The 24,119-nt window shown below is 70.6% G+C and carries 25 protein-coding genes and 1 pseudogene; 19 read left to right on the top strand and 7 right to left on the bottom strand.

Going from position 1 to position 24,119, the window contains the following annotated elements; genetic code table 11:
• The first annotated feature begins 119 nt into the window (after window positions 1-119).
• A complete protein-coding gene (locus tag ACSQ4M_RS18835; protein ID WP_436190951.1) occupies window positions 120-1,208 on the top strand; it encodes a DUF3616 domain-containing protein in 1,089 nt (362 codons plus the stop codon).
• Between the two features lie 30 nt (window positions 1,209-1,238).
• Here ACSQ4M_RS18835 and ACSQ4M_RS18830 read toward each other — a convergent pair whose 3' ends face one another.
• The 4 genes from ACSQ4M_RS18830 to ACSQ4M_RS18815 form a co-directional block, all read right to left on the bottom strand.
• On the bottom strand, window positions 1,239-2,069 hold the full coding sequence (locus ACSQ4M_RS18830) for a class I SAM-dependent methyltransferase (protein WP_436190950.1): 831 nt from the start codon (window positions 2,067-2,069) through the stop codon (window positions 1,239-1,241).
• 59 nt (window positions 2,070-2,128) lie between these two features.
• Window positions 2,129-2,416 carry a type II toxin-antitoxin system RelE family toxin gene (locus ACSQ4M_RS18825; RefSeq protein WP_436190949.1) on the bottom strand — a complete coding sequence of 96 codons (288 nt, stop codon included), beginning with the start codon at window positions 2,414-2,416 and terminating at the stop codon, window positions 2,129-2,131.
• Window positions 2,406-2,651, bottom strand: coding sequence for a type II toxin-antitoxin system Phd/YefM family antitoxin (locus tag ACSQ4M_RS18820; RefSeq protein ID WP_436190948.1), 246 nt, complete (start codon window positions 2,649-2,651; stop codon window positions 2,406-2,408). Before ACSQ4M_RS18820 ends, ACSQ4M_RS18825 begins: the two co-directional genes overlap by 11 nt.
• A 77-nt stretch (window positions 2,652-2,728) precedes the next feature.
• Complete coding sequence (locus ACSQ4M_RS18815; protein WP_436190947.1) at window positions 2,729-3,922, bottom strand: MFS transporter; 1,194 nt, start codon at window positions 3,920-3,922, stop codon at window positions 2,729-2,731.
• A 129-nt stretch (window positions 3,923-4,051) separates the two neighbouring features.
• Here ACSQ4M_RS18815 and ACSQ4M_RS18810 point away from each other — a divergent pair, with 129 nt between their 5' ends.
• On the top strand, window positions 4,052-4,861 hold the full coding sequence (locus ACSQ4M_RS18810; RefSeq protein ID WP_436190946.1) for an AraC family transcriptional regulator: 810 nt from the start codon (window positions 4,052-4,054) through the stop codon (window positions 4,859-4,861).
• A 12-nt stretch (window positions 4,862-4,873) separates the two neighbouring features.
• Here ACSQ4M_RS18810 and ACSQ4M_RS18805 read toward each other — a convergent pair.
• Window positions 4,874-5,732, bottom strand: a pseudogene (locus ACSQ4M_RS18805) (HpcH/HpaI aldolase/citrate lyase family protein).
• A gap of 222 nt (window positions 5,733-5,954) precedes the next feature.
• On the opposite strand from ACSQ4M_RS18805, the gene ACSQ4M_RS18800 reads away from it, so the two are divergent.
• The 15 genes from ACSQ4M_RS18800 (at window position 5,955) to ACSQ4M_RS18730 (ending at window position 21,020) form a co-directional block, all read left to right on the top strand.
• The gene (locus ACSQ4M_RS18800) at window positions 5,955-7,409 is read left to right on the top strand and encodes an aldehyde dehydrogenase family protein (RefSeq protein WP_436190945.1); all 1,455 of its coding nucleotides are present in this window, start codon (window positions 5,955-5,957) and stop codon (window positions 7,407-7,409) included.
• Between the two features lie 62 nt (window positions 7,410-7,471).
• Window positions 7,472-8,512 (top strand): TRAP transporter substrate-binding protein, encoded by a 1,041-nt coding sequence (locus tag ACSQ4M_RS18795; RefSeq protein ID WP_436190944.1) that lies wholly within the window; start codon window positions 7,472-7,474, stop codon window positions 8,510-8,512.
• Window positions 8,509-9,054, top strand: a complete 546-nt coding sequence (locus ACSQ4M_RS18790; protein ID WP_436190943.1) for a TRAP transporter small permease — start codon at window positions 8,509-8,511, stop codon at window positions 9,052-9,054. Before ACSQ4M_RS18795 ends, ACSQ4M_RS18790 begins: the two co-directional genes overlap by 4 nt.
• A 40-nt stretch (window positions 9,055-9,094) precedes the next feature.
• Window positions 9,095-10,396: a TRAP transporter large permease gene (locus tag ACSQ4M_RS18785; RefSeq protein WP_436190942.1), complete on the top strand. Its 1,302-nt coding sequence runs from the start codon at window positions 9,095-9,097 to the stop codon at window positions 10,394-10,396.
• A gap of 9 nt (window positions 10,397-10,405) precedes the next feature.
• A complete protein-coding gene (locus ACSQ4M_RS18780; RefSeq protein ID WP_436190941.1) occupies window positions 10,406-11,515 on the top strand; it encodes a zinc-binding dehydrogenase in 1,110 nt (369 codons plus the stop codon).
• 15 nt (window positions 11,516-11,530) lie between these two features.
• Window positions 11,531-12,697: a CaiB/BaiF CoA transferase family protein gene (locus ACSQ4M_RS18775; RefSeq protein ID WP_436190940.1), complete on the top strand. Its 1,167-nt coding sequence runs from the start codon at window positions 11,531-11,533 to the stop codon at window positions 12,695-12,697.
• 37 nt (window positions 12,698-12,734) lie between these two features.
• Complete coding sequence (locus tag ACSQ4M_RS18770; RefSeq protein WP_436190939.1) at window positions 12,735-13,706, top strand: LysR family transcriptional regulator; 972 nt, start codon at window positions 12,735-12,737, stop codon at window positions 13,704-13,706.
• Between the two features lie 143 nt (window positions 13,707-13,849).
• Window positions 13,850-14,983 (top strand): branched-chain amino acid ABC transporter substrate-binding protein, encoded by a 1,134-nt coding sequence (locus ACSQ4M_RS18765; protein ID WP_436190938.1) that lies wholly within the window; start codon window positions 13,850-13,852, stop codon window positions 14,981-14,983.
• Window positions 14,984-15,172: 189 nt separating this feature from the next.
• Complete coding sequence (locus ACSQ4M_RS18760; RefSeq protein ID WP_436190937.1) at window positions 15,173-16,108, top strand: 4-hydroxyproline epimerase; 936 nt, start codon at window positions 15,173-15,175, stop codon at window positions 16,106-16,108.
• A 7-nt stretch (window positions 16,109-16,115) separates the two neighbouring features.
• A complete protein-coding gene (locus ACSQ4M_RS18755; RefSeq protein WP_436190936.1) occupies window positions 16,116-17,219 on the top strand; it encodes an NAD(P)/FAD-dependent oxidoreductase in 1,104 nt (367 codons plus the stop codon).
• Complete coding sequence (locus ACSQ4M_RS18750) at window positions 17,216-17,467, top strand: (2Fe-2S)-binding protein (protein ID WP_436190935.1); 252 nt, start codon at window positions 17,216-17,218, stop codon at window positions 17,465-17,467. Before ACSQ4M_RS18755 ends, ACSQ4M_RS18750 begins: the two co-directional genes overlap by 4 nt.
• On the top strand, window positions 17,464-18,762 hold the full coding sequence (locus ACSQ4M_RS18745; RefSeq protein ID WP_436190934.1) for an FAD-dependent oxidoreductase: 1,299 nt from the start codon (window positions 17,464-17,466) through the stop codon (window positions 18,760-18,762). Before ACSQ4M_RS18750 ends, ACSQ4M_RS18745 begins: the two co-directional genes overlap by 4 nt.
• A gap of 85 nt (window positions 18,763-18,847) precedes the next feature.
• On the top strand, window positions 18,848-19,417 hold the full coding sequence (locus ACSQ4M_RS18740; RefSeq protein WP_436190933.1) for an isochorismatase family protein: 570 nt from the start codon (window positions 18,848-18,850) through the stop codon (window positions 19,415-19,417).
• Complete coding sequence (locus tag ACSQ4M_RS18735; RefSeq protein WP_436190932.1) at window positions 19,411-20,025, top strand: DJ-1/PfpI family protein; 615 nt, start codon at window positions 19,411-19,413, stop codon at window positions 20,023-20,025. The genes ACSQ4M_RS18740 and ACSQ4M_RS18735 overlap by 7 nt, the downstream gene beginning before the upstream one ends.
• Window positions 20,022-21,020: a GlxA family transcriptional regulator gene (locus tag ACSQ4M_RS18730; RefSeq protein WP_436190931.1), complete on the top strand. Its 999-nt coding sequence runs from the start codon at window positions 20,022-20,024 to the stop codon at window positions 21,018-21,020. Before ACSQ4M_RS18735 ends, ACSQ4M_RS18730 begins: the two co-directional genes overlap by 4 nt.
• Window positions 21,021-21,029: 9 nt before the next feature.
• On the opposite strand, the gene ACSQ4M_RS18725 is transcribed toward ACSQ4M_RS18730, so the two are convergent.
• Complete coding sequence (locus ACSQ4M_RS18725; RefSeq protein WP_436190930.1) at window positions 21,030-21,917, bottom strand: LysR substrate-binding domain-containing protein; 888 nt, start codon at window positions 21,915-21,917, stop codon at window positions 21,030-21,032.
• 145 nt (window positions 21,918-22,062) lie between these two features.
• On the opposite strand from ACSQ4M_RS18725, the gene ACSQ4M_RS18720 reads away from it, so the two are divergent.
• On the top strand, window positions 22,063-22,506 hold the full coding sequence (locus ACSQ4M_RS18720; protein ID WP_436190929.1) for a VOC family protein: 444 nt from the start codon (window positions 22,063-22,065) through the stop codon (window positions 22,504-22,506).
• Between the two features lie 140 nt (window positions 22,507-22,646).
• On the opposite strand, the gene ACSQ4M_RS18715 is transcribed toward ACSQ4M_RS18720, so the two are convergent.
• The gene (locus ACSQ4M_RS18715) at window positions 22,647-22,847 is read right to left on the bottom strand and encodes a hypothetical protein (RefSeq protein WP_436190928.1); all 201 of its coding nucleotides are present in this window, start codon (window positions 22,845-22,847) and stop codon (window positions 22,647-22,649) included.
• A 22-nt stretch (window positions 22,848-22,869) separates the two neighbouring features.
• Here ACSQ4M_RS18715 and ACSQ4M_RS18710 point away from each other — a divergent pair, with 22 nt between their 5' ends.
• Window positions 22,870-24,117, top strand: a complete 1,248-nt coding sequence (locus ACSQ4M_RS18710) for an ABC transporter substrate-binding protein (RefSeq protein WP_436190927.1) — start codon at window positions 22,870-22,872, stop codon at window positions 24,115-24,117.
• Window positions 24,118-24,119 lie beyond the last annotated feature (2 nt).

The following is a 24,119-nucleotide window of genomic DNA, read 5'->3' as shown; positions in this document are numbered from 1 at the left end:
GTGGAGGGAATGGCTGGGCTGGGCACGGGTACGACCGGGGTGGGCGGTGCGTTTGGCAATGCGTTGACCGCTGCCGTGCCAGACTCCCGCTTCCCCTCCCCTCTGCGCAGACCACCGCCATGCCCAACATCCGATCCGCCAACGCCGTCCGCCTCGAATTCCCGCCCGCCGGCCTGGTGCACACCAACCTGTCAGGCGCCGCGTTCACGGGCGACTGGCTCTGGGTGGTGGGCGACGAGGCCGCAGGCATCGAACGCCTGCGCCGGCTTGAACCGGTCGGCCAGGAGCGCCTGCGTTACGGCGATGCGCGCGAATTTCCGCTCGCGGCCCTGCTCGACCTGCCGGGCGCAGCCGACGAGGAAGCCGACCTGGAGGGCATGGCCGAGGTCGATGGCTGGCTCTGGGTGGTGGGCTCGCATGGCCTCAAGCGCAAGAACGCCAAGCCCGACCGCGACCACGCCGAGAACGCCAGGCGGCTGGCCAAGGTGAGCCTGGACGGCAATCGCAGGCTGCTGGCCTGCCTGCCGATCGAGCCGGGCGACGACGGCGCGCCCACGCTGGTGCGTCAGGCCCGCGATGGCCGCCGCGCTCTGCGGCTGGAGGGCAAGGCGCGCGCCAACCCACTGACCCAGCTGCTGGCCGAGGACCCGCATTTCGCCGACTACCTGAAGATTCCGGGCAAGGACAACGGCCTGGACATCGAAGGCCTGGCCGTGTACGGAGACCGATTGCTGCTGGGACTGCGTGGCCCGGTGCTGCGCGGCTGGTCGGCGCTGCTGGAGATCGCGGTGGCGCCGCGCGGCGCACACCTGGCCCTGCGGCCGCTGGACGCGCACGGCACGCTGGTGCGCAAGCACTTCCTGCAGCTGCAGGGCCTGGGCATCCGCGACCTGCATTTCCGCGGCGACGACCTGTACATCCTGGCCGGGCCGACCATGGTGCTCGATGGCGACATCCGTTTGTTCACCTGGCCGGGCGCCCGGGCCACCCTGGCCGGCAACACCGAGCCGGTGCGCTTCGAACACGCCTTGGGCGAGACCACGTCGCTGCCGCACCGGCGCGGCAGCAACCGGGCCGAAGCCTTCTGCGAACTTCCCGCCGGCCTGCTGGCCGGTCAGCCGGGATGGCTGGTGCTGTACGACGCGCCAGGCAGCGACCGCATGGATGGCGAGTTCACGGTGTTCGGCGATCTGCTGCAGCGCGGATAGCCCAGGGCATGCGTGCGGCGCCTGCGCCGTTCAACCGATGCGCGTCGCGCCGATCGACAGCGCCAGCGGCAGGCGCACATGCCCTGCAGGCAGCCGGAACAGGCGGTCTGCCCCCTGCACCATGTCGGGATAGGGGCGCCAGGGCAGGGCCTCGTGCTCGCGCACGAAATCGATGGTGAAGCCCGCGCCGATCAAGGCGTTCAGGATGCCCGCCACGGAATGCACCCATTCGTAGGTGCGTGTGCTGTGGAGCCGCGCGCGCGACCCGTCGTAGCTGGTGGACTCGTCCCAGGCGAGGGGCGTCGCCGGGTCCGTGCGGAAGTCCCATTGCAACTGCAAGCGGCCGGTGGCGTCGGCTTCGAACTGGAACACCTGTGGATGCGTGTCGGCGAAATAGAGCTTGCCGCCAGGCGCCAGAATGGCCGCCGCGGCGCGTGCCCATGCCCCCAGGTCGTCCAGCCAGCAGACCGTGCCCCAGGTCGTGAACACACGGTCGAAGCCCGTGCCCAGCAGCTGCGGCGCGGCGTAGACCGTGCCTTCGACGAAGCGCGCCGGCAGCCCGCAGCGCTGCGCCAGCTGCCTGGCGTGGGCGATGGCGGCCGGCGAGAAATCCAGCCCCGTGACATCGGCGCCCAGGCGCGCCAGGGACAGGCTGTCCGTGCCGATGTGGCACTGCAGATGCGCGAGCCGCAGGCCCGCCACGTTGCCCACCTCGGACGCCTCGATCGGGGTCAGCAGGTTGCCGCCGGACAGCAGCGTGTCGATGCCGTAGAAGCCGGTTTCGTCGCGCACATGGATGTGCGCGCGCTCGTTCCAGTTGGCGAGGTTGGCGGCGAAATAGTCGGTGGCGGTGGGGGACATGGACGGCGTATCGGGAAACTGAGCGGCCGTCAGCGTACACCGGTGCGGAGGCGGGAGGTTCAGCCGATCCGCCTGGCCGCGCTGGCGTAGGCCTGGTTCTTGTCGCGCTGGCCGCTGGCAAGCACCGTCACGAACAGCACCTCGTCGTCGACGCGGTAGATGAGCCGGTAGCCGGCCTGCCGCAGCTTGATCTTGTAGCAATCGGGCATGCCCGACAGGGCGGCCGACGGCACGCGCGGTTCGACCAGGCGCTCGGCCAGCTTCTTCTTCAGCTGCTCGCGGATGCTGCCATCGAGCTTGCGCCACTCCGCCAGCGCCACTTCATGGAAGCGCAGGCTATAGCGCATCCAGGTCCACTTCGACGAAGGGACCGTCGGCGCGTTCGCGGGCAAGCTTGGCGTCCTGCAGGTCTTCCAGCTGCGCCAGCAACTGCTCGTAGTGGGCGGCAGGAACCAGGTAGGCCTCGGGGCGGTTGTGGTTCAGCACCGCCACCGGCTCGTCCTCGGCCTGCCGCAGGATCTGCGCGTAGTCGCGCTTGAGCTCGGTGACGCTGACCGAGCGCTGGCTCAGGATGGTGTCCATCGCGGTGGTGCTCCCAAATGCTCGCATTTTAATTAGCATCGAATTTGGCGTCAATTTAGACGCCAATTTTGCAACCCCTATTTCGAGACGGGCGTCTGTCCGAAGCCGATGGGGTCGCCAGAAACGGCCGCCACGCGGCGCCGATCGCGCAGCCGCAGCGCCAGCACCGTGCCCAGGCACAGCACGCACAGCGCCGCCACCAGGCTCGCGCGCAGCCCCTGCGCATCCGACAGCAGGCCCAGCAGCGGCGCCGCCATGCCCCCCACCGACAGCGCCAGGCCCAGCGTGATGCCGCTCGCCGTGGCCGGGTTGCGTGGCAGGTAGTCCTGCGCCAGCGTCACCTGCGGCGCGAACGGCAGGAACATGGCCACGCCCAGTACCAGCGCGCAAGGCCAGGCCCAGGCCACCGACGGCGCGAGCACGAGCCCGGCCAGGGTCGGCAGCGCGATCACGTAGCCGACGCGGATCGGCCACATGCGGCCCAGCCGGTCGCCGAGCCAGCCACCCAGCAGCGTGCCGGCCGCACCGGCCGCCGTGAAGGCCGTCAGCAGGCCTGCGCCGACCACGGGCGCGGCGCCCAGCTCGCGCGTGGCCAGCAGCGAGAGCATGGACAGCACGGTCACATAGGGAATGGACCAGCCCACCACCACGGCTGTCAGCAGCGCGAACGCGCGCCAGTCGTTGGCCGCGCCAGACTGCACGGCCGTGCGGCGCGCGCCGGCGCCAGGCACGGCATCGCGGCGCGTCGCGAGGAACCACAGCGCCAGCATGGCCAGCGCCGGCAGCGCGAGCAGCCAACTGCGGTGCAGCGCGCCGTTGCCGACCACGCCGGCCGCCAGCAGCGGCGCGCAGGCCGAGCCGCAGGCGCCGCCGACCGAGAACACGCTCATGGCCTTCTGCGAGCCGCCGCCGGCCTGGCGCGCCGCCACGGTGGCGGGCGGGTGGTAGGCCGCGATGCCGAGCCCGCACAGCGCGGCCGCGCACCAGGTCGCGGCGTAGCTGCCGGCCAGGCCCGCCAGCACCAGGCCCAGCGCCGCGGTGGCGAAGCCCAGCGGGACCAGCCAGGGCCGCGGCGCGCGGTCGGCGTAGATGCCGAACAGCGGCTGCACCACGCTGGACAGGCCGGTGGCCGCCAACACCAGGCCGCTGGCCGCCGTGTAGCTGTAACCGCGCTCGGCCACCATGAAGGGCAGCAGCGCGGGCACCAGGCCCTGGTAGAGGTCGTTGACGGCGTGCGTGCCGGTCAGGAGGCCGAGCCGGGTGCGGTTCATCGGGGCGCTCCAGCGGCGCAGCGGCAGGGATTCAATTGCATGGATGTCCTCGAAGCAATGGCAGAAGAGGCCATGCTAGGAAGATGGGGCGCGGGCATCGCACGACGAATGGGCAGGTATCGTCGCGAAATGGACAAGCACACCAGACCTTCGGCATCCATCGCCCACGCCTCGGCCTTGCGCCCCATCCACGGCGAGCAGACCGCCCGCCCCGTCGTCGCACATTCCCAGGACATGGCCATGGACGCCGAGATCGCCGCCCACAGCCACCGGCGCGGCCAGCTGCTGCACGCCACCGAGGGCGTGATGCTGGTGCGCGCGGCCGCCGGCAGCTGGGTGGTGCCGCCGGGCTGCGCGGTCTGGGTGCCGCCGCGCGTCGTGCACCAGATCCGCATGGGACCGAGTGCCGTGGCCATGCGCACGGTGTTCGTCGAGCCCGGTGCGCGCGCCGGACTGTGGTCCAGCTGCCAGGTCATCGCGGTCGTGCCGCTGCTGCGCGAGCTGATCGTGCGCGCCGTGGCGCTGCCGCTGGACTACCCGACCGGCGGCGCCGAGGAGCGGCTCATGCAACTGATCCTCGACGAGATCGAGGCCGCGCCGCCGCTGGCGCTGCACGTGCCGATGCCGCGCCACGCCCGGCTCGCGCGGCTGTGCCGCAAGCTGGTGAGCGACCCGTCCCTGGACGCCACGCTGGCCGGCTGGGCCGAGCAGCTGCACATGCACCCGCGCACGCTGGCGCGGCTGTTCCTCACCGAGACCGGCATGAACTTCGGCGCCTGGTGCCGCCATGCGCGGCTGCTGCTGAGCCTGCCGCGGCTGGCGGCCGGCGACTCGGTGCTCGCCGTCGCGCTGGCCCATGGCTACGACAGCCCCAGCGCCTTCAGCGCCACCTTCCGCCGCGCGTTCGGCGCACCGCCCAGCGCTTTCCTGCGGCGTTGAGCCCCTGCGCAGTCAGCCCGCCTCGGCGATCAGCGCCAGCGCGCGCTGGTACACCGGCTTGTCGATCATCTTGCCGCCCACCTTCATCGCGCCGACCCCCTCTGCATCGCCGGCCTCGAAGGCCGCGACGATGGCGCGCGCCTCCTGCAGCGCCGCGGGGCCCGGCGTGTAGCAGGCGTTCACCGCGTCGAGGAACTTGGGGTGCACGATCACCGCGCCGCGAAAGCCCAGCGCGCGGGCCTGCTCAAGCCGCTGCGTGAACTGCGCCACCTCGCCCAGGTCGGCGATGGAGCCCACGAAGCCGATGGGCTGGATGCGCGCGGCGCGCGCGGCGTGCAGGACCATCAGGCTGGGCTGCATGAGCAGCTCGGGCGTGGGCAGCGCGCCGCAGTCCAGCGAGAAATCCTCGCTGCCCAGCATCATGCCCATGGTGCGCGGATCGGCCTGCGCGATCTCGTACAGCCGCGGCAGGGCGATGGCGCTCTCTATCTGCAGCAGAAAGCGCACCTGGCCCGCCGCCACGCCTGCGCGGGCCTCCAGCGCTCCGACCAGTTGGGACAGCAGCTGCACGTCGCGCGCATGCTCCACCTTGGGCAGCAGCACCAGGCCCAGGCCCGCGCAGACCGCCTCGCGCAGGTCGGAGACGGCCGTGTCCAGGTCGCCGTTGATGCGCACGGCCGCCGTCTTGCCGGCCGCCGCCACGCGCGATGGCCGCGCGCAGCGTGGCGCGTGCGCCGTCCTTGCGGCTGGCGTGCACGCCGTCCTCCACGTCGAGGATGACCACGTCGCAGGGCTTGCCCAGCGCGCTGTCCAGCAGCCTGCCGCTGTCCGCGGGAACGAAGAGAAACGAGCGCAGGCGGGTGGTGGTCATGCCGGTTGGTCCTTGCAGAGAGGGGCGCGCATCGTAGGCGGCGCGGTGCAAGGCGGGCAAATCGTTTGTTCGGTGAACGGCTATCGGATTTGCCTGCACCTGCGCAGAACCCTATAGGCCAACGCTTGAACAGCTGCAGATAAATAGTATTTATTGCTCCCGCCCGCCCACTTGTACGCTCCGCAGCCACTAGCCACCACTGCACGAGCGAGACAAGAGACCATGCCCTTCACGACCGATCTGCCGCCCCTGAACTACATCGATGGCCACTGGGTGCGGCCGGCCTCCAACGCAGCGATCGAGATGATCTGCCCCAGCGACGGCCACGTCGTCGGCCAGATCGCGCGCGGCAACGCCCAGGACATCGACGCGGCCGTGGCCGCCGCGCGCCGCGCTTTCGACGGCGAATGGGGCCGCACCACCGCCACCGAGCGAGGCCGGCTGCTGTCGCGCCTGGGCCTGGCCATCCTCGCCCACCAGGAAGAGTTGGCGCAGCTGGAGGCCAACGACACCGGCAAGCCGCTCAAGCTGGCCCGCAGCGACGTGCTGGCCACGGCTCGCTACTTCGAGTACTACGGCGGCGGCGCCGACAAGGTGCACGGCGACACCATCCCCTTCCTGGACGGCTACCAGGTCATGATCGTGCGCGAGCCGCGCGGCGTCACCGGCCACATCATTCCCTGGAACTACCCGGCGCAGATGTTCGGCCGCACGCTGGGCGCGGCGCTGGCCACCGGCAACGCCACCGTGCTCAAGCCCGCCGAGGAGGCCTGCCTCAGCATCGTGCGGCTCACGCAGCTGGCGGCCGAGGTCGGCTTCCCGGCCGGCGCCATCAACCTGGTCACGGGCTACGGCGAAGAGGCCGGCGCGGCGCTGTCCAGCCACAAGGGCATCGACTTCCTGTCGTTCACGGGTTCGCCCGAGGTCGGCACGTTGATCCAAAAATCGGCCGCCGACAACCACGTGCCCTGCGTGCTGGAACTGGGCGGCAAGTCGCCCCAGCTGGTGTTCGAGGATGCCGACCTCGACAAGGCCCTGCCCGTGGTCATCAACGCCATCATCCAGAACGCCGGCCAGACCTGCTCGGCCGGCAGCCGCGTGCTGGTGCAGCGCTCCATCTACGAGAAGGTGGTGGCTGCGCTGGCCGCGCGCATGAACGCGGTGCGCGTGGGCCCGCACGAGGCCGACCTGGACTGCGGCCCCGTCATTAGCAAGGTGCAGCACGAACGCGTGGCCGGCTTCCTCGAGCGCGCCCGCCAGGACGGCATCCCCGTGATCGGCGAAGGCCGGCTGGACGAGCGCGCCGCGCGCAGCGGCTTCTTCGTCAAGCCCACGCTGCTCGGCCCGGTGCCGCTGGACCATGAGCTGGCGTACGAGGAGGTGTTCGGCCCGGTTCTGGTGGTGATCCCGTTCGACGACGAGAACGACGCGCTGCGCATCGCCAATGGCACCGAGTACGGCCTCATCGCCGGCGTGTGGACCGAGAACGGCGCGCGCCAGATCCGCGTGGCCAAGAAGCTGCGCGTGGGGCAGGTCTACCTCAACGGCTATGGCGCAGGCGGTGGCATCGAGCTGCCCTTCGGCGGCTTCAAGCGCAGCGGCCACGGCCGCGAGAAGGGGTTCGAGGCGCTACGCGAATACACGGTGGCCAAGACCATCGTGATGAACCACGGCTGAACGCCGCGGACGGGCCGGGCCGCGCGCCCGGCGAGAGACAAAGCAACACAACGGAGACATCGATGAAGAACCACGCAGACCTGCTGCGGTGGGCGCAGCGCGCCGCCGCCACCTTGACCGTCGCCACGCTCGCCACGCTAGCCCTGGCCGGCACCGCCGCCGCCGAGATGAAGATCCGGCTCGGCCATGTGTTCGCCGTCAACAGCCCGGTGGACGAAGCCAGCAAGGACTTCGCGCGGCTGGTGGCCGAGCGGACCAAGGGCGAGATCGCCATCGCGCTGTTCCCCAACAGCCAGCTCGGCGGTGACGAGGCGCTGGCGCGCGAGCTCTCGCGCGGCTCGCTCGACCTGGCCTTCCTGAACCCCGGCTCGCTGGCCGGGCTGGACCCGCTGCTGGACATCCACTACCTGCCCTACATCGCCACCAGCTTCCAGGAGGCCGACGCGCTCTTCTACAACCCGCAGGGGGTGCTGCAGACCACGCTGCGCGCCACCATGGCCAAGCACCGCATGCAGGCGCTGGGCTTCTTCGAGCTGGAGTTCCGCGCCGTCACCAACTCCAGGCAGGCGGTCGAGACGGTGGCCGACCTCAAGGGTTTGAAGCTGCGCGTGCCGGGCTCGGCCGGCATCAAGGGCTTCTTCGAGGCGGCCGGCGCGCAGGCCGTGGCCATGCCCTTCCCCGAGCTGTTCACGGCCCTGCAGCAGGGCACGGTGGACGGCCAGGACAACGGCGCCAGCATCACCTTCAACTCGCGCTTGTTCGAAGCCCAGAAGTTCATGACGACGACCAACCACGTCTACGCCATGGGCGCGATCACCGCCAGCGAACGGCTGTGGGGCCGCCTGAGCGCCGAGCAGAAGAAGATCCTGCAGGACACCGCCGCCGAAGTGGCGAAGCAGCAGATCCAGAAGAACCGCGAGCTCAACGCTAGCTTCCTCAAGCGCATCGGCGAGGGCGGCGTGCGCGTGACGGTGCCCTCGGTCGAAGCGATGGTGGGCTTTCAGCGCACGGGCGAGGCGCTGTGGGACAAGCTGGCCCCCGTCTACGGCGCCGAGCGCATCAAGGCGCTGCGCGAGGAAGTGGCTAAGCTGCGCAAGCCATGACACCCAGCGCATCGATGGCGCCGGGCGCGCCGCCCCTGGCGGGCGGCCTGGACCGGTTCGAATACCGCCTGTTCCGCGCCGAGCGCTGGGTCTGCATGCTGAGCCTGCTGGCCATGCTGCTCACGGTCTCGCTCAGCGTGGCCGTGCGCTACTTCAACCTGGGCCTGCCGAACGTGGCCGAATGGGCCATCGTGGCGATGTCGCCGCTGACCTTCGTCGGCGCGGCCATGTGCACCTACGCGCAATCGCACATCGCGGTCGACGTGGTCAAGCTGCTGCCGCAGCCCGGCGTGCGGCGCGCAGCACGCGGCGCCGTCGCACTGTGCCTGCTGGGGTTCGCCGGCGTCTATGCCTGGATCGGCATGCTGTTCTTCCTCGACGTGCGGCAGTCCGGCGAGCGCATGCTGGACATGGGCACGCCCGTCTGGGTGCCGGTGTTCTTCGTCATGGCGGGCATGGTGCTGATGCTGGTGCACGCGGCCATCGAGCTGTGGCGCGTGCTCCAGAACCAGCCGGCCATCCGCGAGGAGTCGCTGGCATGAAGTACCTGCCCCGCACCTCGCCCACCGAGGGACACACAGCATGATCGCGCTCGCCCTGCTCGCGCTTCTGGTCTTCGGCGTGCCCGTTGGGGTGGCCTTCGCGCTGCTCGTGATGGTCCGCGCCGAGGCCTGGAACATCGACCTGCCCTCGCTCGCGGCCATCCCCTACGACACGGTCTCCAGCTTCCCGCTGCTGGCCATCCCGCTGTTCCTGCTCGGCGGCGAACTCATGAACCGCGGCGGCCTGATCCGCCAGCTCACCGCCGTCTGCGACATCCTGCTGGGCTGGCTGCGCGCGCCGCTGGGCCATGTGATGGTGCTGGCCAGCGCGCTGATGGGCGCCATCACGGGCTCGTCGGTCGCCACGGTGGCGGCCATCGGCGGCACCGTGGGCCGCGAGATGGCGCGGCGCGGCTACCCGGTCGGCTACACCGCGGCGCTGAACGCCTCGGCCGGGCTGCTCGGCGTGCTGATCCCGCCGTCCATCCCGCTGATCCTGTACGGCTCCATTGTCGGGGTGTCGATCACGCAGCTGTTCCTGGCATCGGTGATGCCAGGCGTCGTGATGATGCTCGCGCTCGCCTTCGTGCACTCCCGGCTGTCGCGCCGCGTGCTGCCGGGCGGGCAGGAGACGGCGGCGCCCGCGCAGTCGGCCACGCACACCCGGGCGGACGGGCTGATGGTGCGGCGCTCGGTCGGCGCGGTGCTGGTGCGCTCGGCGCCGGCGCTGCTGCTGCCGGTGCTCGTGCTCGGCGGCATCTACTCGGGCGTGTTCACACCGACCGAGGCGGCCGCCGTGGCAGCGCTGTACGCGCTGCTGGTCACGGTGCTCGGCCGCATGACACGCTTTGGCGAGCTGGACGGCATCTTCGGCCGCGCCGCGCTGTCGTCGGCCGCCATCCTCGTGATCATCGGCTTTACCAGCATCTTCAACCGCGCCATGGTGCTGGAGCAGATCCCGCAGGCCATCGCCAGCCACGCCACCACGCTGACCGACAGCCCGCTGGTGTTCCTACTGGCCGTGAACCTGGTGCTGCTACTGATCGGCATGTTCATGGAGACCAATGCCGCCACCTTGCTGATGGGCCCGCTGCTGGCGCCGGCCGCCGCCAAGTTCGGCATCGACCCGGTGCACTTCGCGATCATCCTGGTCACCAACATCGAGATCGGCCTGCTCACGCCGCCCATGGCCGCCAACCTGTACGTGGCCGCGCGCACCAACAACGCCGACCTGGTCAGCCTGCTGCGGCACCTGGGCTGGTTCCTGGCCGCCGTGCTGGTGGTGATGGCCGCCATCACCTACGTGCCCCAGCTGTCCCTCTGGTACCGCTACTTCTTCTGAACACCCACCATGACGAACATTCCGGAATTCTCCCGCGCCGCGGTGCTGCGCCAGTTCAAGGAACCGCTGCAGATCGAGAACGTGCCGATCCCGCGCGATGTCGAGCCCGGCGCCGCGCTGGTCAAGATCGAGGCCTGCTCCATCTGCGGCACCGACGTGCACCTGTGGCAGGGCTCGCTGTCGCTCACGGTCAACCTGCCCGTGATCATCGGCCACGAGATGGTGGGCAGCGTGCTGAAGCTCGGCTTCGGCGCGGCCAGCGATTCGGTGGGCAACCCGCTGCGCACCGGCGACCGCGTGCTCTACACCCACACCGCCTGCGGCAGCTGCTTCTTCTGCACCACGGTGCGCCAACCCACGCTGTGCATGAACCGGCGCGCCTACATGTACGAGAACATGGAGCAGCCGCCCTACCTGCTGGGCGGCTTCTCCGAGTACGGCTACGTGCTGCCGCAGTCCGGCCGCCTCAAGGTGCCGGACAAGGTGCCCAACGAGCTGGCCAGCCTGTCCAGCTGCGCGCTGCGCTCGGTCATGAACGCCATGTCGCAGCTCGGCGAGATCGACCCCAGCGAGGTGGTGGTCGTGCAGGGGGCCGGGCCGCTGGGCCTCTTGGCCACGGCCAACGCCAAGGTGCGCGGCGCGCGCAAGGTGATCGTGATCGGCGCGCCCGCGGCGCGGCTGGAACTGGCGCGCGAGTTCGGTGCGGACCTGTGCATCCCGGTGGAAGGCACGACCGCGCAGGAACGCCTGGAGATCGTGCAATCGCACACCGGCGGGCGCGGCGCCGACATCGTGCTGGAGTTCACCGGCGTGCCGGCCGCCTTCGTCGAGGGCCTGCACCTGTGCCGCAAGGGCGCGCGCTACCTGATCGTGGGCCAGCTCGGCGAAGGCAAGACCGAGTTCGCGCCCTCGCTCATCGTCAAGAAGAACATCCACGTGATCGGCTCGTTTTCGGGCGATGCGCGCAGTTATGCGCTGGCGCTGGACTTCATCGCCACCCACATCGACGACTTCCCGTTCCACAAGATGATCACCGGCCGCTACAAGCTGGACGAGGTGAACACCGCGCTGGAGCGCATGAAGAACATGCAGGAAATCAAGCCGGTGATCCTGGTCTAGGCTGAGGGCGGAGCGATGCAACGATTCAACTCCAACGCGCACGGCCCGCTGCACGGCGTGCGCGTGCTCGACCTGTCGCGCCTGGTGGCCGGCAACATGCTGAGCGTGTACCTGGCCGACTTCGGCGCCGATGTCATCAAGGTGGAACGCGAGGGCGCGGGCGACGACCTGCGCAGCTGGCGCGAGGAAGACCAGGACATCTACTGGAAGGTCTACGGCCGCAACAAGCGTTCGCTGGTGCTCGACCTCAAGACCGAGCCCGGGCTGGCGCAGCTGCGCAAGCTGGTGCGGCATTCGCAGGTCTTCATCGAGAACTTCGTGCCCGGCGCTCTGGAGCGCATGGGCCTGGCGCCCGAGGCGCTGCTGGCGCTGAACCCGGCGCTGGTGGTCGTGCGCATCTCCGGCTGGGGGCAGACCGGGCCCTTCCACCACAAGCCCGGCTTCGGCACGCTGGTGGAAGCCATGTCGGGCTTCGCGCACCTGAACGGCTATCCCGACCGGCCGCCCGTGCTGCCGCCGCTGGCGCTGGCCGACATGATCGCCGGCGTCTACGGCGCCGCCGGTGTGCTGACCGCCCTGCGTGTGGCCGAGCGCGAGGGCCGCGGCCAGGTGATCGACCTGTCGCTGTTCGAACCAATCTTCTCGGTCATCGCCTCCGAGGCGGCCAAGTACCAGCTCACCGGCGTGCCCACCATGCGTTCGGGCAACCAGTCCACCCACACCGCGCCGCGCAACATCTACGCCTGCGCCGACGGCAAGTACGTCGCGCTGTCGGGCTCCATGCAGTCCATGGCCATGCGCATCCTGGACACCATTGGCCGGCCGGAGCTCAAGGACGATCCGCGCTTCGCGACCAACGGTGCGCGCGTAGCCCACCGCGAAACGCTGGACGCGATCATCGCGGCCTTCATCGGCGTACGCAGCCAACAAGACAACCTGGACGCGTTCGAGGCCGCCGGCGTCACGGTCGGGCCGGTGTGCTCGGTGGCCGACCTCATGGACCACCCCTTCGTGACCGGCCGCCAGGCCATCGTGCATGTAGAGGACCGCGAGCTGGGCAGCATCCCCATGCACAACATCGTGCCGCGGCTGTCCGAAAGTCCGGGCCACTTCACGCGTCCGGCCCCGCGCCTGGGCGAGCACACGGCCGAGATCCTGGCCGAACTCGACCGGATGGCCTGATACTGCGCGCCCTCTCCCAGCGCCCCGAGATCCCACGGTGAACCTCAAGCAGTTCAGGTACTTCGTCGCCATCGCCGAGCAGCACTCCTTCCTGCAAGCCGCGCAGGTGCTGCACATCTCGCAGCCCTCGGTCAGCGCGCAAATCAAGTTGCTGGAAGAAGAGCTCGGCGTGCAGCTGTTCGAACGCCGCTTCGACGGCGCCATCCTCACGCCCGAGGGCCGTGACTTCCTCGTGCATGCGCGCACCGTGCTCGATGCGGTGGAGACGGCGACCTCGAGCATGCGCGTGCACCAGTCGGCCGAGGTCGGCCGCGTGGCGGTGGGCATCCCGGGCTCGCTCACGGCGCTGCTCACGGTGCCGCTGGTGCAGACCGTGCAGCGCGAGATGCCCAACGTGCAGCTGCGCGTGGTCTCGGGCCTGTCGGGCCACATCGCGCGCTGGCTGCCGGACGGCACTGTCGACCTGGGCCTGGTCTACGCCACCTCCAGCGTGCCGGGGCTGGACCTGGAGTGGGTGCTCGACGAGAACCTCTACCTGGCGGCACGCAGCCCGCAGGAACTGCACGGCCTGCTCGACGCCGATGCGCAGGTGCCGGCCAGCCGGCTGGCTGGCCTGCCCATGGTGCTGCCCGGGCGCGAGCATGGGCTGCGCACGGTGGTCGACGCCGCGCTGGACCGCATCGGCATCGGCCTGCAGATGGTGGCCGAGCTCGACGCGCCCGCCGAGCAGCTCAAGGAGATGGTGCGCCGCACCGGATGCTTCACCATCCTGTCGCTCGCCGCGGTGCAGAACGAGCCGGCCGCGGGCGCGCTCGTCACGGCGCGCATCGTCCGGCCGACCATCGACCGGCGCGTGTCCATTGCCCATACGAGCGGACGGCCGCTGTCGCGCGCGGCACGCCGCGTCAACACCATCCTGAAGGCATTGCTCGCCCAGGAGCTGGCCAAGGGCTGGTGGACGCCGAGCAGCCATGCGCTGAACAAGGTGCAGCTGCCGGTCGCACCCTGAGCACGCCACCGGCGTTGCCGTCGGAGCAGATGCATACATCCCCGCGAAAACCCGCAGCCGGGTACACAGCAGTAGGATGGCGGCGGCCCGGCGCGGTACCTCCCGCTCGGGCGTTCACCCTTGCATCCGACGGAGACACCACCATGCGTTTCGCATTTCATCCCACTGCCCTGTGCGCTCTCGCCTCCTTGGCCCTGGCCGGCCCCGCGCTGGCCCAGGAGCAGGTCGTCAAGATCGGCCACAGCGGCCCGCTGTCCGGCCCCAACGCCTACGCCGGCAAGGACAACGAGAACGGCGTGCGCCTGGCCATCGAGGAACTCAACGCGAAGAAGATCAGCGTGGGCGGCAAGACGCTGAAGTTCGAGCTCGCGTCCGAGGACGACCAGTGCGACCCCAAGCAGGGCGTGAGCGTGGCGCAGAAGTTCGTCGACAGCAATGTGAAGTTCGTGCTCGGCCCGTACTGCTCGGGCGTGGCGATCCCGGCCTCGCGCGTCTACGACGGTGGCGACGTGGTGATGTCCACCGTGGGCACCAACCCCAAGGTCACGCAGGGTGGCTACAAGAACCTGTTTCGCATCATCGCCAGCGACAACCAGATCGGCTCGTCCATGGCCGTCTACGCGGCCCAGGTGCTCAAGGTCAAGAAGGTCGGCGTGATCGACGACCGCACGGCCTTCGGCCAGGGCCTGGCCGACGAGTTCGTCAAGGAGGCCGAGAAGCAGGGCCTCACCGTGGTCGGCAAGGAGTTCACGACCGACAAGGCGACCGACTTCTCGGCCATCCTGACCAACCTCAAGGGCAAGGCGCCCGACGTGATCTTCTACGGCGGCTACGCACCGCAGGCCGCGCCCATGACGCAGCAGATGAAGCGCCTGGCCATTCCCGCCAAGCTGCTGGGCGGCGACACGCTGTGCAGCCCGGAGATGGGCAAGCTCGGCGGCGAAGCGGTCAACGACACCGTCTACTGCGCCCAGGCCGGCGCCATGGTCAAGGACGGCAGCCCGGCCGCGGCCTTCCGCACCAAGTACAAGGCCCGCTTCAACCAGGACGCCGACGCCTACGCGCCCGCCTACTACGACCAGACCATGTTCCTGGGCGAAGCCATGGCCAAGGCCGGCAGCACCGACCCGGGCAAGGTCTCGGACTACCTGCACAAGAACAGCCACCAGGGCGTGGCGGCCAGCTATGCCTACGACGCACAGGGCAACCTGCAGAAGGCGCCGGTGACGGTGTCGACCTTCAAGGGCGGGAAAATGTCCCCGCTGGCGAGCTATTAGCCCACCCCCGAGCGGCGGGCTGCGCGCGCCGCTCCCCCTCGAGGGGGCACATCCTGCGGTCTGGCAGAGCCAGCCCCACGGATGTTGCCGGCATGGCCTGCTCCGCGGCCTTCGGCGCATTGGCAGGCAAGGGGATGCTGTGAAAGTGCAAACGGCGCCGCGGAACCACGGCAGCCAGGAAGGATCGACATGCACCGCATCGAAGTCATCGACTCCCACACCGGCGGCGAACCCACGCGCGTGGTGCTGGCCGGCTTTCCCGACCTGGGCCGCGGCAGCATGGCCGAGCGGCGCGCGCTGCTGGCGGCCGAGCACGACAAGTGGCGCGCGGCCACCGTGCTGGAGCCGCGCGGCAGCGACGTGGTGGTAGGCGCGCTGCTGTGCGAACCGCAGGACACCACGGCCGCCGCTGGCGTGGTGTTCTTCAACAACACGGGCTACCTGGGCATGTGCGGCCACGGCACCATCGGCCTGGTCGCCACGCTGGCGCACCTGGGCCGCATCCAGCCCGGCGCGCACCGCATCGAGACGCCCGTGGGCACCGTCACGGCCACCTTGCATGCCGACGGCAGCGTCAGCGTGCGCAACGTGCCTGCCTACCGGCTGCACAAGCAGGTGGCGGTCGACCTGCCCGGCCACGGCCGCGTGCTGGGCGACGTGGCCTGGGGCGGCAACTGGTTCTTCCTCGTGGCCGAGCATGGCCAGCGCGTGGACGGTGGCAACCTGGCGGCGCTGACGGCCTATGCGGCCGCGCTGCGCCAGGCACTCGCGGCCCAGGGCATCACGGGCACCGATGGCGCCGAGATCGACCACATCGAGCTGTTCGCCAACGACCCCGATGCCGACAGCCGCAACTTCGTGCTGTGCCCCGGCAACGCCTACGACCGCTCGCCCTGCGGCACCGGCACCAGCGCCAAGGTCGCCTGCCTGGCGGCCGACGGCAAGCTCGCCCCCGGCCAGGTCTGGCGCCAGGCCAGCGTGATCGGCAGCCAGTTCGAGGCCAGCTACGAACCCGGCGAGGCCGGCCAGGTCATCCCCACCATCCGCGGCCGCGCCCACCTGAGCGCCGAGGCCACGCTGCTGATCGAGGACGACGACCCCTTTGCCTGGGGAATCCACCCCTGAACCGGCCGTGGACGCCGACTGCATCGTGATCGGCGCCGGCATCGTCGGCGCCGCCTGCGCCCAGGCACTGGCCGCCGCGGGCCTGGACGTGCTGGTGCTCGACGACGGCCAGCCCGGTGCCACGGCCGCTGGCATGGGCCACCTGGTCGCCATGGACGACAACCCGGCCGAACTCGCGCTGAGCAGCGCCTCGCTCGCGCAGTGGCGCGACTGGGCGCCGCGGCTGCCCGCGGCCTGCGAGGCGCGCGCCTGCGGCACGCTGTGGATCGCCGCCGACGCCGAGGAGGCAGCCGAGGCCGAGCGCAAGCAGGCCCGCCTGGCGGGCGCAGGCGTGGTCAGCCGCTGGCTCGACGCCAAGGCCCTGGGCACGGCCGAACCTGCGCTGCGGCCCGGCCTGCTGGGCGCCCTGCAGGTGCCGGGCGATGGCCTGGTCTACGCACCCGCCGCGGCCGCCTGGCTGCTGCGCGAGGCTGGCCCGCGCCTGCGCCGCGAACGCGCGCGCGCCGTCGCGCTGGCCGGCGACGCCGTGCAGCTGGCCGATGGCAGCCGGCGCCGTGCGCCGCACCGGCTGCTGGCCTGCGGCCTGCACGCGGCCACGCTGTGCGCAGACATCGCGCTGCGGCCCAAGAAAGGCCATCTGCTCATCACCGACCGCTACCCCGGCACGGTGCAGCACCAGCTGGTGGAGCTCGGCTACGTCAAGAGCGCCCACCATGCCGAGGGCGACTCGGTGGCCTTCAACGTGCAGGCGCGGCCCACGGGCCAGCTGCTGGTCGGCTCCTCGCGCCAGTTCGACACGGTCGATACGGCCGTCGAGCCGGCCATGCTCGCGCGCATGCTGCGCCGGGCGATCGACTACCTGCCGGGGCTGGCGGACCTCAACGCGATCCGCAGCTGGACCGGCCTGCGCGCCGCCACCGCCGACGGCCTGCCCTTGCTGGGCGCGCACCCGCGCCACGCGGGCCTGTGGCTGGCCCTGGGCCACGAAGGCCTGGGCGTGACCACCGCACCGGCCAGCGCGGCGCTGCTGGCCGCGCTCGTCACGGGTGCAGTCCCTTCGCTCGATCCCCTGCCCTACGCCCCTGCCCGCCTGCTCGGAGCCGGCGCATGACGGCGCGCATCGCCCTCTGGGTCGACGGCCAGCCGGTCGAGGTGCCGGTCGGCATCTCGGTCGCCGCCGCGCTGCGCCACGCCGGCGCAGGGGTCACGCGACGCAGCGTGGGCGGCGCGCTGCGCGCACCGGTCTGCGGCATGGGCGTGTGCCAGGAATGCCGCGTCGCCATCGACGGCCGGCGCCGGCTGGCCTGCCAGACCCTGGTGGCCGCCGGCATGCAGATCGCCACGGGCACCGCGCCATGAGGACCGAGCATTGCGACGTGGCCATCGTCGGCGCCGGCCCGGCCGGGCTCGCGGCGGCCGATGCCGCGGCCGCCAGCGGCGCACGCACCGTGCTGCTCGACGACAACCCGGCCCCCGGCGGCCAGATCTGGCGCGATGGCCCAGGCGTGCAGCTGCCGGCCCTGGCGCGCCAGTTGCGCGCACGTGTGCAGGCCCATGCCGCGCTGCGCCTGCACGGCGGCGTGCGCGTGGTGGCCGCCACGGCAGACGACGAACTGCTGCTCGAAGACGCCGAGCAGGCCTGGCGGCTGCGCTGGGGCACGCTCGTGCTGGCCACGGGTGCACGCGAACTGCTGCTGCCCTTGCCGGGCTGGACCCTGCCCGGCGTGACCGGTGCCGGCGGCCTGCAGGCGCTGGTCAAGGCCGGCATGCCCGTGGCCGGCGAGCGCATCGTCGTCGCCGGCAGCGGGCCGCTGCTGCTGGCCGCGGCGGCCACGGCGCGCCAGGCCGGCGCCCAGGTGCTGCGCGTGGCCGAGCAGGCGGCGTGGCCGGCGCTGGCCCGCTTCGCGCTGGGCCTGCCGCGCTGGCCCGGCAAGGCCTGGCAGGCACTGGGGCTGGGGCTGGGGCTCGGACTGCGCGGCGCCGGCTACCGCGCGGGCTGGCATGTCACGGCCGCGCTCGGCGACGGCCAGCTGCAGGCCGTGCGCCTGCAGGGCCCGCGTGGCCGCAGCGAGGAGATCGCCTGCGAGCGTCTGGCCTGCGGCTTCGGCCTGGTGCCCAACACCGAGCTCGGCCGCCTGCTGGGCTGCGCCACCGCCCTCCGCCACGGCCTGCCCGCGCTGGCCGTGGACGACTGGCAGGCCACGAGCCGGCCCCGCATCCATGCGGCCGGCGAGTGCACGGGCGTGGGCGGCAGCGAACGTGCGCTCGTGCAGGGTGCCATCGCCGGCCATGCCGCGGTCGGGCAGAACCGGCAGGCCCAGACGCTGCGCCCCGTGCTCGCGCACTGGGACCGCTTCGCCGAGCGGCTGCTCCAGCGCTTTGCGCTCGGCGCGCCGCTGCGCCAGCTGGCCACGCCCGAGACGCTGCTGTGCCGCTGCGAGGACGTGCCGCTGGCCGCACTGACCGGCTGCGCCGACTGGACCGAGGCCAAGCTGCAGGCGCGCTGCGGCATGGGCGCCTGCCAGGGCCGCGTCTGCGGCGCGGCCGCGCAGGTGCTGTTCGGCTGGACGCCTCCGGCCCCCCGCCCGCCGCTCGTGCCGGTGCGCGCGGGCACGCTGGCCGATCTCGACGACAGCGATAGCATGATGTCCTGATCTGATCGAATCTCGTCCGTGGTGCCATGGCGCACACCCTTTCCACAGGGAAGAATTGCGCCATCCCATCGCCACGGAGCACACCATGAAGGCCTGTCTGATTCTGATCGATGCCCAGGAGTCGTTCCGCCACCGCCCGTTCTACGATCCGGCCACGCTGGCGGCCTGGCTCACCGCACAGAACGCACTGATCGCGGCATGCCAGCAGCGCGGCGTGCCCATCGTGCGCGTGCTGCACGTGGCTGGCCCGCAGACGGCCGACAACCCGTTCGCGCTGGCCTCGGGCCATGTGCGGCCCATCGAGGGCCTGGCCGCCTTCACGCCGGCCGCCAGCTTCCACAAGAGCCGCCACAGCGCGCTGGTGGGCACGGGCCTGGAGGTCTGGCTGACGCAGCAGGGCATCGCCCGCCTGCTCATCAGCGGCATCCGCACCGAGCAATGCTGCGAGACCACCGCCCGCCATGCGTCCGATCTGGGCTGGGCCGTCGACTTCTGCGCCGAGGCCACGCTGACCTGGGACATGCGCAACGCCGACGGCTCCGTGCTCTGCGCGGCCGACATCCGCACGCGCACCGCCACGGTGCTGCAGGACCGCTTTGCGCAGGTCGTCGGCGTCGACGCGGCCATCGCCCGGCTGGAGGGCGCCGCATGCTGAACGTCGGCATCCTGGTGTTCGACGAGGTCGAGGCGCTGGACTTCGCCGGCCCCTACGAGGTCTTCACCACGGCCGTGCGCATGCACGCGCGGCTGCACCCGGGCCAGCCGGCCCCGTTCGCGGTGCGCTGCATCGCGCGCGACCTGGCCCCCGTGCGGGCCCGCGCCGGTCTGCGCGTGCTGCCCGACGCCGACTTCGCCAGCGCCCCGGCCAGCGACCTGCTGATCGTGCCCGGCGGCGTGGTCGATGGCGCGCTGGCCTGCCCCGCCACCGTGGCCTGGATCGCGCAGGCTGCGGCGCAGGCCGGCACCGTGGCCTCGGTCTGTACGGGTGCCTTCCTGCTCGCCCAGGCCGGCGTGCTCGGGGGCGAAGAACCGGTCACCACGCACTGGGAGGACCTGGACGACCTGCGCCGCGCCTTCCCGGACCTCCAGGTGCAAGGCGGCCCGCGCTGGGTCGCGCACGACGCGGCCGGCCGCCTGTGGACCAGCGCCGGCATCAGCGCCGGGCTGGACCTGAGCCTGCACCTCGTCGCACGCCTGACCAGCCCTGCCCTGGCCGAGCGCACGGCGCGGCAGATGGACTACGCCTGGCAGCAGACGCCGTGACCGGGGAACCGCCCATCCACGTGGTCTTCGCGCTGCTGCCCGGCAGCCTGATCCTGGACTGGGCCGGCCCGGCCGAGGCCTTGCGCATCGCCAACCAGTGCCTGCACGCGCAGGGCCGCGCCGAGCGCTTCGTGCTGCACTTCGCCGGGCCGCTGGCCGAGACGGAGTCCTCCGTCGGCGCGCAGATCGCCGGCCTGCTGCCGCTGGACAGTGCCTTGCCGGCCGATATCGCAGCCCACACCTGGCTGGTGCTGGTCGGCATGCCGGGCCGGCACATCGCCGTCGACAATGCGCCAGCCCGCGCGCTGCTGCACTGGCTGCGCGGCCTGCGGCCGGCGCAAGGGCAGCTGGAACTCGTGACCATCTGCGCCGGCACCTTGCTGGCCGCGCACGCCGGCCTGCTGCGCGGCCACCGCGTGACCACACACCACCACCACCTGGACGAGTTGCGCGCGGCAGAGCCGGCCTGCGAAGTGGTGGACAACCGCGTCTTCGTCGAAGACGCGCCCATCTGGAGCAGCGCCGGCGTGACCACCGGCATCGACCTCGTGCTGCACCGCATCGCCGAGGTCTGCGGCGAGGCCATCGCCGCACAAGTGGCGCAGACCATGGTGGTGGCGCTGCGGCGCGGGCCGCACGACCCTGAGCTCTCGCCCATGCTGGCGCACCGTGGCCACCTGCACCCGGCGCTGCACCGCGTGCAGGACGCGGTGAGCGAACAGCCGCAAGCCGCCTGGAGCGTGCCGCGCATGGCGGGCGTGGCCCATGTCTCGCCGCGCCACCTCACGCGGCTGTTCATGCTGCATGCGCAGGTGGCGCCGCTGGACTACCTGCGCCGCATCCGCCTGGCAGTGGCGCAGCGTGCGCTGCAAAGCGGGCTGGACGTGGCGCGGGCCGCCGAGATGGCGGGCTTCGCGTCGGACACGCAGCTGCGCCGGGCCTGGCACCGCTTCGGCGTGCCGGGCACGCCGTCGGCACCGCACACCGGGCGTTGACGCCGGGGGTCAGCCCACGTCGGTCGCACCCGTGTGCGCCTGCACAACCAGATGGGCCAGCTCCGCCACGGCCGGATGCGGCATCCGGCTGGTGCGCTGCAGCAGGCCGATCTCCCGGAAGAAGCCCTGCGCGCCCAAGGCCAGCGCGCGCACGCCGTCCGGCCATTGCGCCTGGCCGAAGACGCGCGGCACCAGTGCCACGCCCAGGCCGCGCGCCACCATCTGCGCCATGGCGCCGAGCTCGTCGATCTCCACGCGCTCCTGCACGGCGATGCCGGCCTGGCGCAGAAAGCGGTCGACCAGACGGCCCCCGAAGGAACTGCGCTCGTAGCGGATAAAGGGCTGCGTGGCCAGCAGCGCCTGCCACCCCAGATCGGCCGGCAGCGCAGCGGGTGCCAGCAGCCAGTAGCTCTCCTGTGACAGCGGCGTCCAGCGCAGGTCGGCCTGCAGCGCGAAGGCCGGCCGGATCATGATGGCCAGGTCGAGTTCACCCGCATCGACCTGGTTCAGCAGGTTGAAGGACACGCCGGGCACGATGCGCACCTGGACCTCGGGATGCTGCGCGTGGAAGCGCTCCAGCACGCCGGGCAGCACGGTGGTCTGGGACGAAGCGATCGACCCCAGCACCACCCGCCCGGGCGCACCCGGTGCGCGCCGTCCGCCCGACATCTCGTCGAACAGGCGCAGCAGCTCCTGCGCCTGCAGCAGCGTCTGCAAGCCCTGCGCGTTGAGCTTGGCGTTGCGCCCGCTGCGGTCGAACAGCTCGCTGCCCAGGTGCTCCTCGAGCCGCTGGATCTGGGCGCTGACGGCGGCCTGGGTCAGGCCGATCTTCTGGCCGGCGGCGGCGAAGGTGCCCTCCTGGGCCACGGCGAGGAAGGTCTTGAGTTCACGCAGCATGCATAGATTTTATTTGTGCATCGAACAAATAAATATTGATTTTATTTTTGCTTCAGCGTTTTTAGACTCTGTTCCATCGTTGGCGAGCCCAGGGACCGAGCGGATCGGCCGACACGCACAACCGGTTTTCCAACCTGCTTCCACCATGATCGACGTCACCACCAACCCCACCCTGATGTCCCCGTTCCACCTGGCGTTCCCAGTGGACGACCTGGCCAAGACGCGCAGCTTCTACGGCGACCTGCTGGGCTGCCCCGAGGGCCGCAGCTCCGAGGACTGGATCGACTTCAACTTCTACGGCCACCAGATCGTGGCCCACCTCGCGCCCGACGAGTGCGGCCTGGCCCAGCGCAACGCGGTCGACGGCCACGGCGTGCCGGTGCGCCACTTCGGCATCGTGCTGCCCATGGAACAGTGGCAGGCCATGGCCGACAAGCTCGCGGCCGCTGGCACCGATTTCGTCATCAAGCCCTACATCCGTTTCAAGGGCGAGGTCGGCGAGCAGGCCACCATGTTCTTTCTAGACCCGGCCGGCAACGCACTCGAGGTCAAGGCCTTCGCGAATATAGATCGCCTCTTCGCCAAATAATATTTCGGCATTTCAATTCCGGTGCGAATCGGCGTCGGACTTGGGTATTGAGCACCGCGCTAAATATCGGATTAATAAACCATATCAATAAAGGCTGCGAATCATATTCGCGGCCTTTTTGTGCTTCCACTTCGCGCTGATCAATCGAAACAATCCATTGATTTTAATGGATAAATTTGATTCGCTGCGCGCCACGCACCAAATTGGAAAAGCGGCATTTCGGCGCAGCACATTCTTGGTGCACCGTCACCAGAAAATCGAGAAATTACCACCAATTCATGGACTTCCCGGATTATTCGGCTGGCATGGATCATGCGATATTGACCCAGCGCAATATCCATCCATTTCCACGAAGGAATATCCATGAACCGTAGAGAAGCCCTCCTCCAGATCAGCAGCATCTCGGCCCTGTCGCTGGCCTCCTTGCAGGCGCATGCAGCCGGCGGCGAGATCGTCGTCGGCGCCGTCTACCCCATGAGCGGGCCCAACGCGCAGGTGGGCGTGGACGCCCGCCACGCCATCGAAACGGCGCTGCAGATCATCAACGCCCCCACCCAGGTCGACCTGCCCGGCGCCGCCGCCAGCGGCATCGCCAGCCTGGGCGGCGCCAAGCTGCGCGTGGTCTATGCCGACCACCAGGCCGATCCGCAGAAGGGCCGCTCCGAGGCCGAGCGCCTGATCACGCAGGAAAAGGCCGTCGCCATCATCGGCAGCTTCCACTCCTCGGTGGCCGCCACCGTGGGCGCCACCTGCGAGCGCTATGGCGTGCCCTTCGTCTGCGCCGACTCGTCCTCGCCCAGCCTGCACCGGCGCAACCTGAAGTTCTTCTTCCGGCCGGCCGCGCACGACGAGATGTTCTCCGAGGCCATGTTCGACTTCATGGACCTGCAGAAGCAGCAGGGCAAGAAGGTGGAGACCGTGGCGCTGTTCTACGAGGACACCATCTTCGGCACCGACTCCTCCACCGTGCAGCGCAAGCTCGCCGCCGCGCGTGGCTACAAGGTGGTGGCCGACGTGAAGTTCCGCGCCAACTCGCCCTCGCTGTCGGCCGAGGTGCAGCAGCTCAAGAGCGCCAACGCCGACGTGCTGATGCCGTCCTGCTACACCACCGACGTCATCCTGCTCATGAACACGGCGGCCCAGCTCGGCTTCAAGCCGCACAACATCCTGGCCCAGGCCGCCGGCTTCGTCGAGAAGGCCGCGCTGGACGTGGTGGGCGACAAGCTGCAGGGCATGCTCACGCGCGCCAGCTTCGCGCTGGACACGGCGGGCAAGCGCCCCTCCATCACCTTCGTCAACAGCATCTTCAAGGCCCGCGCCGGGCGCGACCTGAACGACGCGAGTTCGCGCCAGTTCATGGCCGCCATCGTGCTGGCCGATGCGCTGCAGCGGGCCGGCTCGGTCGAGGGCGAAGCCCTGCGCGCCGCGCTGGCCGCCACCGACATCCCGGGCGAGAAAACCATCATGCCCTGGGCCCGCATCAAGTTCGACGCCAGCGGCCAGAACACCTTCGCCAGCCCGGTGCTGCAGCAGTTCAAGGCCAAGGACTTCGCCACCGTGTTCCCGACCGCCGTGGCCATGGCCCAGCCGGTCTGGCCCATGAGCGCTTGAGG

Source organism: Pseudorhodoferax sp. LjRoot39, from assembly GCF_964253035.1.
Taxonomy (GTDB): Bacteria; Pseudomonadota; Gammaproteobacteria; order Burkholderiales; family Burkholderiaceae_C; genus Pseudorhodoferax.
The sequence above is the reverse complement of the archived record's forward strand: the minus strand, read 5'-3'. Positions and strand labels throughout refer to the sequence as shown.

Bases quoted from the DNA above. Each gene is read 5' to 3' on its own strand.
- ACSQ4M_RS18790 (WP_436190943.1), top strand. From the start codon at position 8,509: ATGACACCCAGCGCATCGATGGCGCCGGGCGCGCCGCCCCTGGCGGGC.
- ACSQ4M_RS18775 (WP_436190940.1), top strand. From the start codon at position 11,531: ATGCAACGATTCAACTCCAACGCGCACGGCCCGCTGCACGGCGTGCGC.
- ACSQ4M_RS18810 (WP_436190946.1), top strand. From the start codon at position 4,052: ATGGACAAGCACACCAGACCTTCGGCATCCATCGCCCACGCCTCGGCC.
- ACSQ4M_RS18710 (WP_436190927.1), top strand. From the start codon at position 22,870: ATGAACCGTAGAGAAGCCCTCCTCCAGATCAGCAGCATCTCGGCCCTG.
- ACSQ4M_RS18735 (WP_436190932.1), top strand. From the start codon at position 19,411: ATGCTGAACGTCGGCATCCTGGTGTTCGACGAGGTCGAGGCGCTGGAC.
- ACSQ4M_RS18830 (WP_436190950.1), bottom strand. From the start codon at position 2,069: ATGTCCCCCACCGCCACCGACTATTTCGCCGCCAACCTCGCCAACTGG.
- ACSQ4M_RS18800 (WP_436190945.1), top strand. From the start codon at position 5,955: ATGCCCTTCACGACCGATCTGCCGCCCCTGAACTACATCGATGGCCAC.
- ACSQ4M_RS18750 (WP_436190935.1), top strand. From the start codon at position 17,216: ATGACGGCGCGCATCGCCCTCTGGGTCGACGGCCAGCCGGTCGAGGTG.
- ACSQ4M_RS18760 (WP_436190937.1), top strand. From the start codon at position 15,173: ATGCACCGCATCGAAGTCATCGACTCCCACACCGGCGGCGAACCCACG.
- ACSQ4M_RS18725 (WP_436190930.1), bottom strand. From the start codon at position 21,917: ATGCTGCGTGAACTCAAGACCTTCCTCGCCGTGGCCCAGGAGGGCACC.
- ACSQ4M_RS18835 (WP_436190951.1), top strand. From the start codon at position 120: ATGCCCAACATCCGATCCGCCAACGCCGTCCGCCTCGAATTCCCGCCC.
- ACSQ4M_RS18745 (WP_436190934.1), top strand. From the start codon at position 17,464: ATGAGGACCGAGCATTGCGACGTGGCCATCGTCGGCGCCGGCCCGGCC.
- ACSQ4M_RS18715 (WP_436190928.1), bottom strand. From the start codon at position 22,847: ATGGATATTGCGCTGGGTCAATATCGCATGATCCATGCCAGCCGAATA.
- ACSQ4M_RS18785 (WP_436190942.1), top strand. From the start codon at position 9,095: ATGATCGCGCTCGCCCTGCTCGCGCTTCTGGTCTTCGGCGTGCCCGTT.
- ACSQ4M_RS18740 (WP_436190933.1), top strand. From the start codon at position 18,848: ATGAAGGCCTGTCTGATTCTGATCGATGCCCAGGAGTCGTTCCGCCAC.
- ACSQ4M_RS18780 (WP_436190941.1), top strand. From the start codon at position 10,406: ATGACGAACATTCCGGAATTCTCCCGCGCCGCGGTGCTGCGCCAGTTC.
- ACSQ4M_RS18720 (WP_436190929.1), top strand. From the start codon at position 22,063: ATGATCGACGTCACCACCAACCCCACCCTGATGTCCCCGTTCCACCTG.
- ACSQ4M_RS18795 (WP_436190944.1), top strand. From the start codon at position 7,472: ATGAAGAACCACGCAGACCTGCTGCGGTGGGCGCAGCGCGCCGCCGCC.
- ACSQ4M_RS18820 (WP_436190948.1), bottom strand. From the start codon at position 2,651: ATGGACACCATCCTGAGCCAGCGCTCGGTCAGCGTCACCGAGCTCAAG.
- ACSQ4M_RS18815 (WP_436190947.1), bottom strand. From the start codon at position 3,922: ATGAACCGCACCCGGCTCGGCCTCCTGACCGGCACGCACGCCGTCAAC.
- ACSQ4M_RS18825 (WP_436190949.1), bottom strand. From the start codon at position 2,416: ATGCGCTATAGCCTGCGCTTCCATGAAGTGGCGCTGGCGGAGTGGCGC.
- ACSQ4M_RS18765 (WP_436190938.1), top strand. From the start codon at position 13,850: ATGCGTTTCGCATTTCATCCCACTGCCCTGTGCGCTCTCGCCTCCTTG.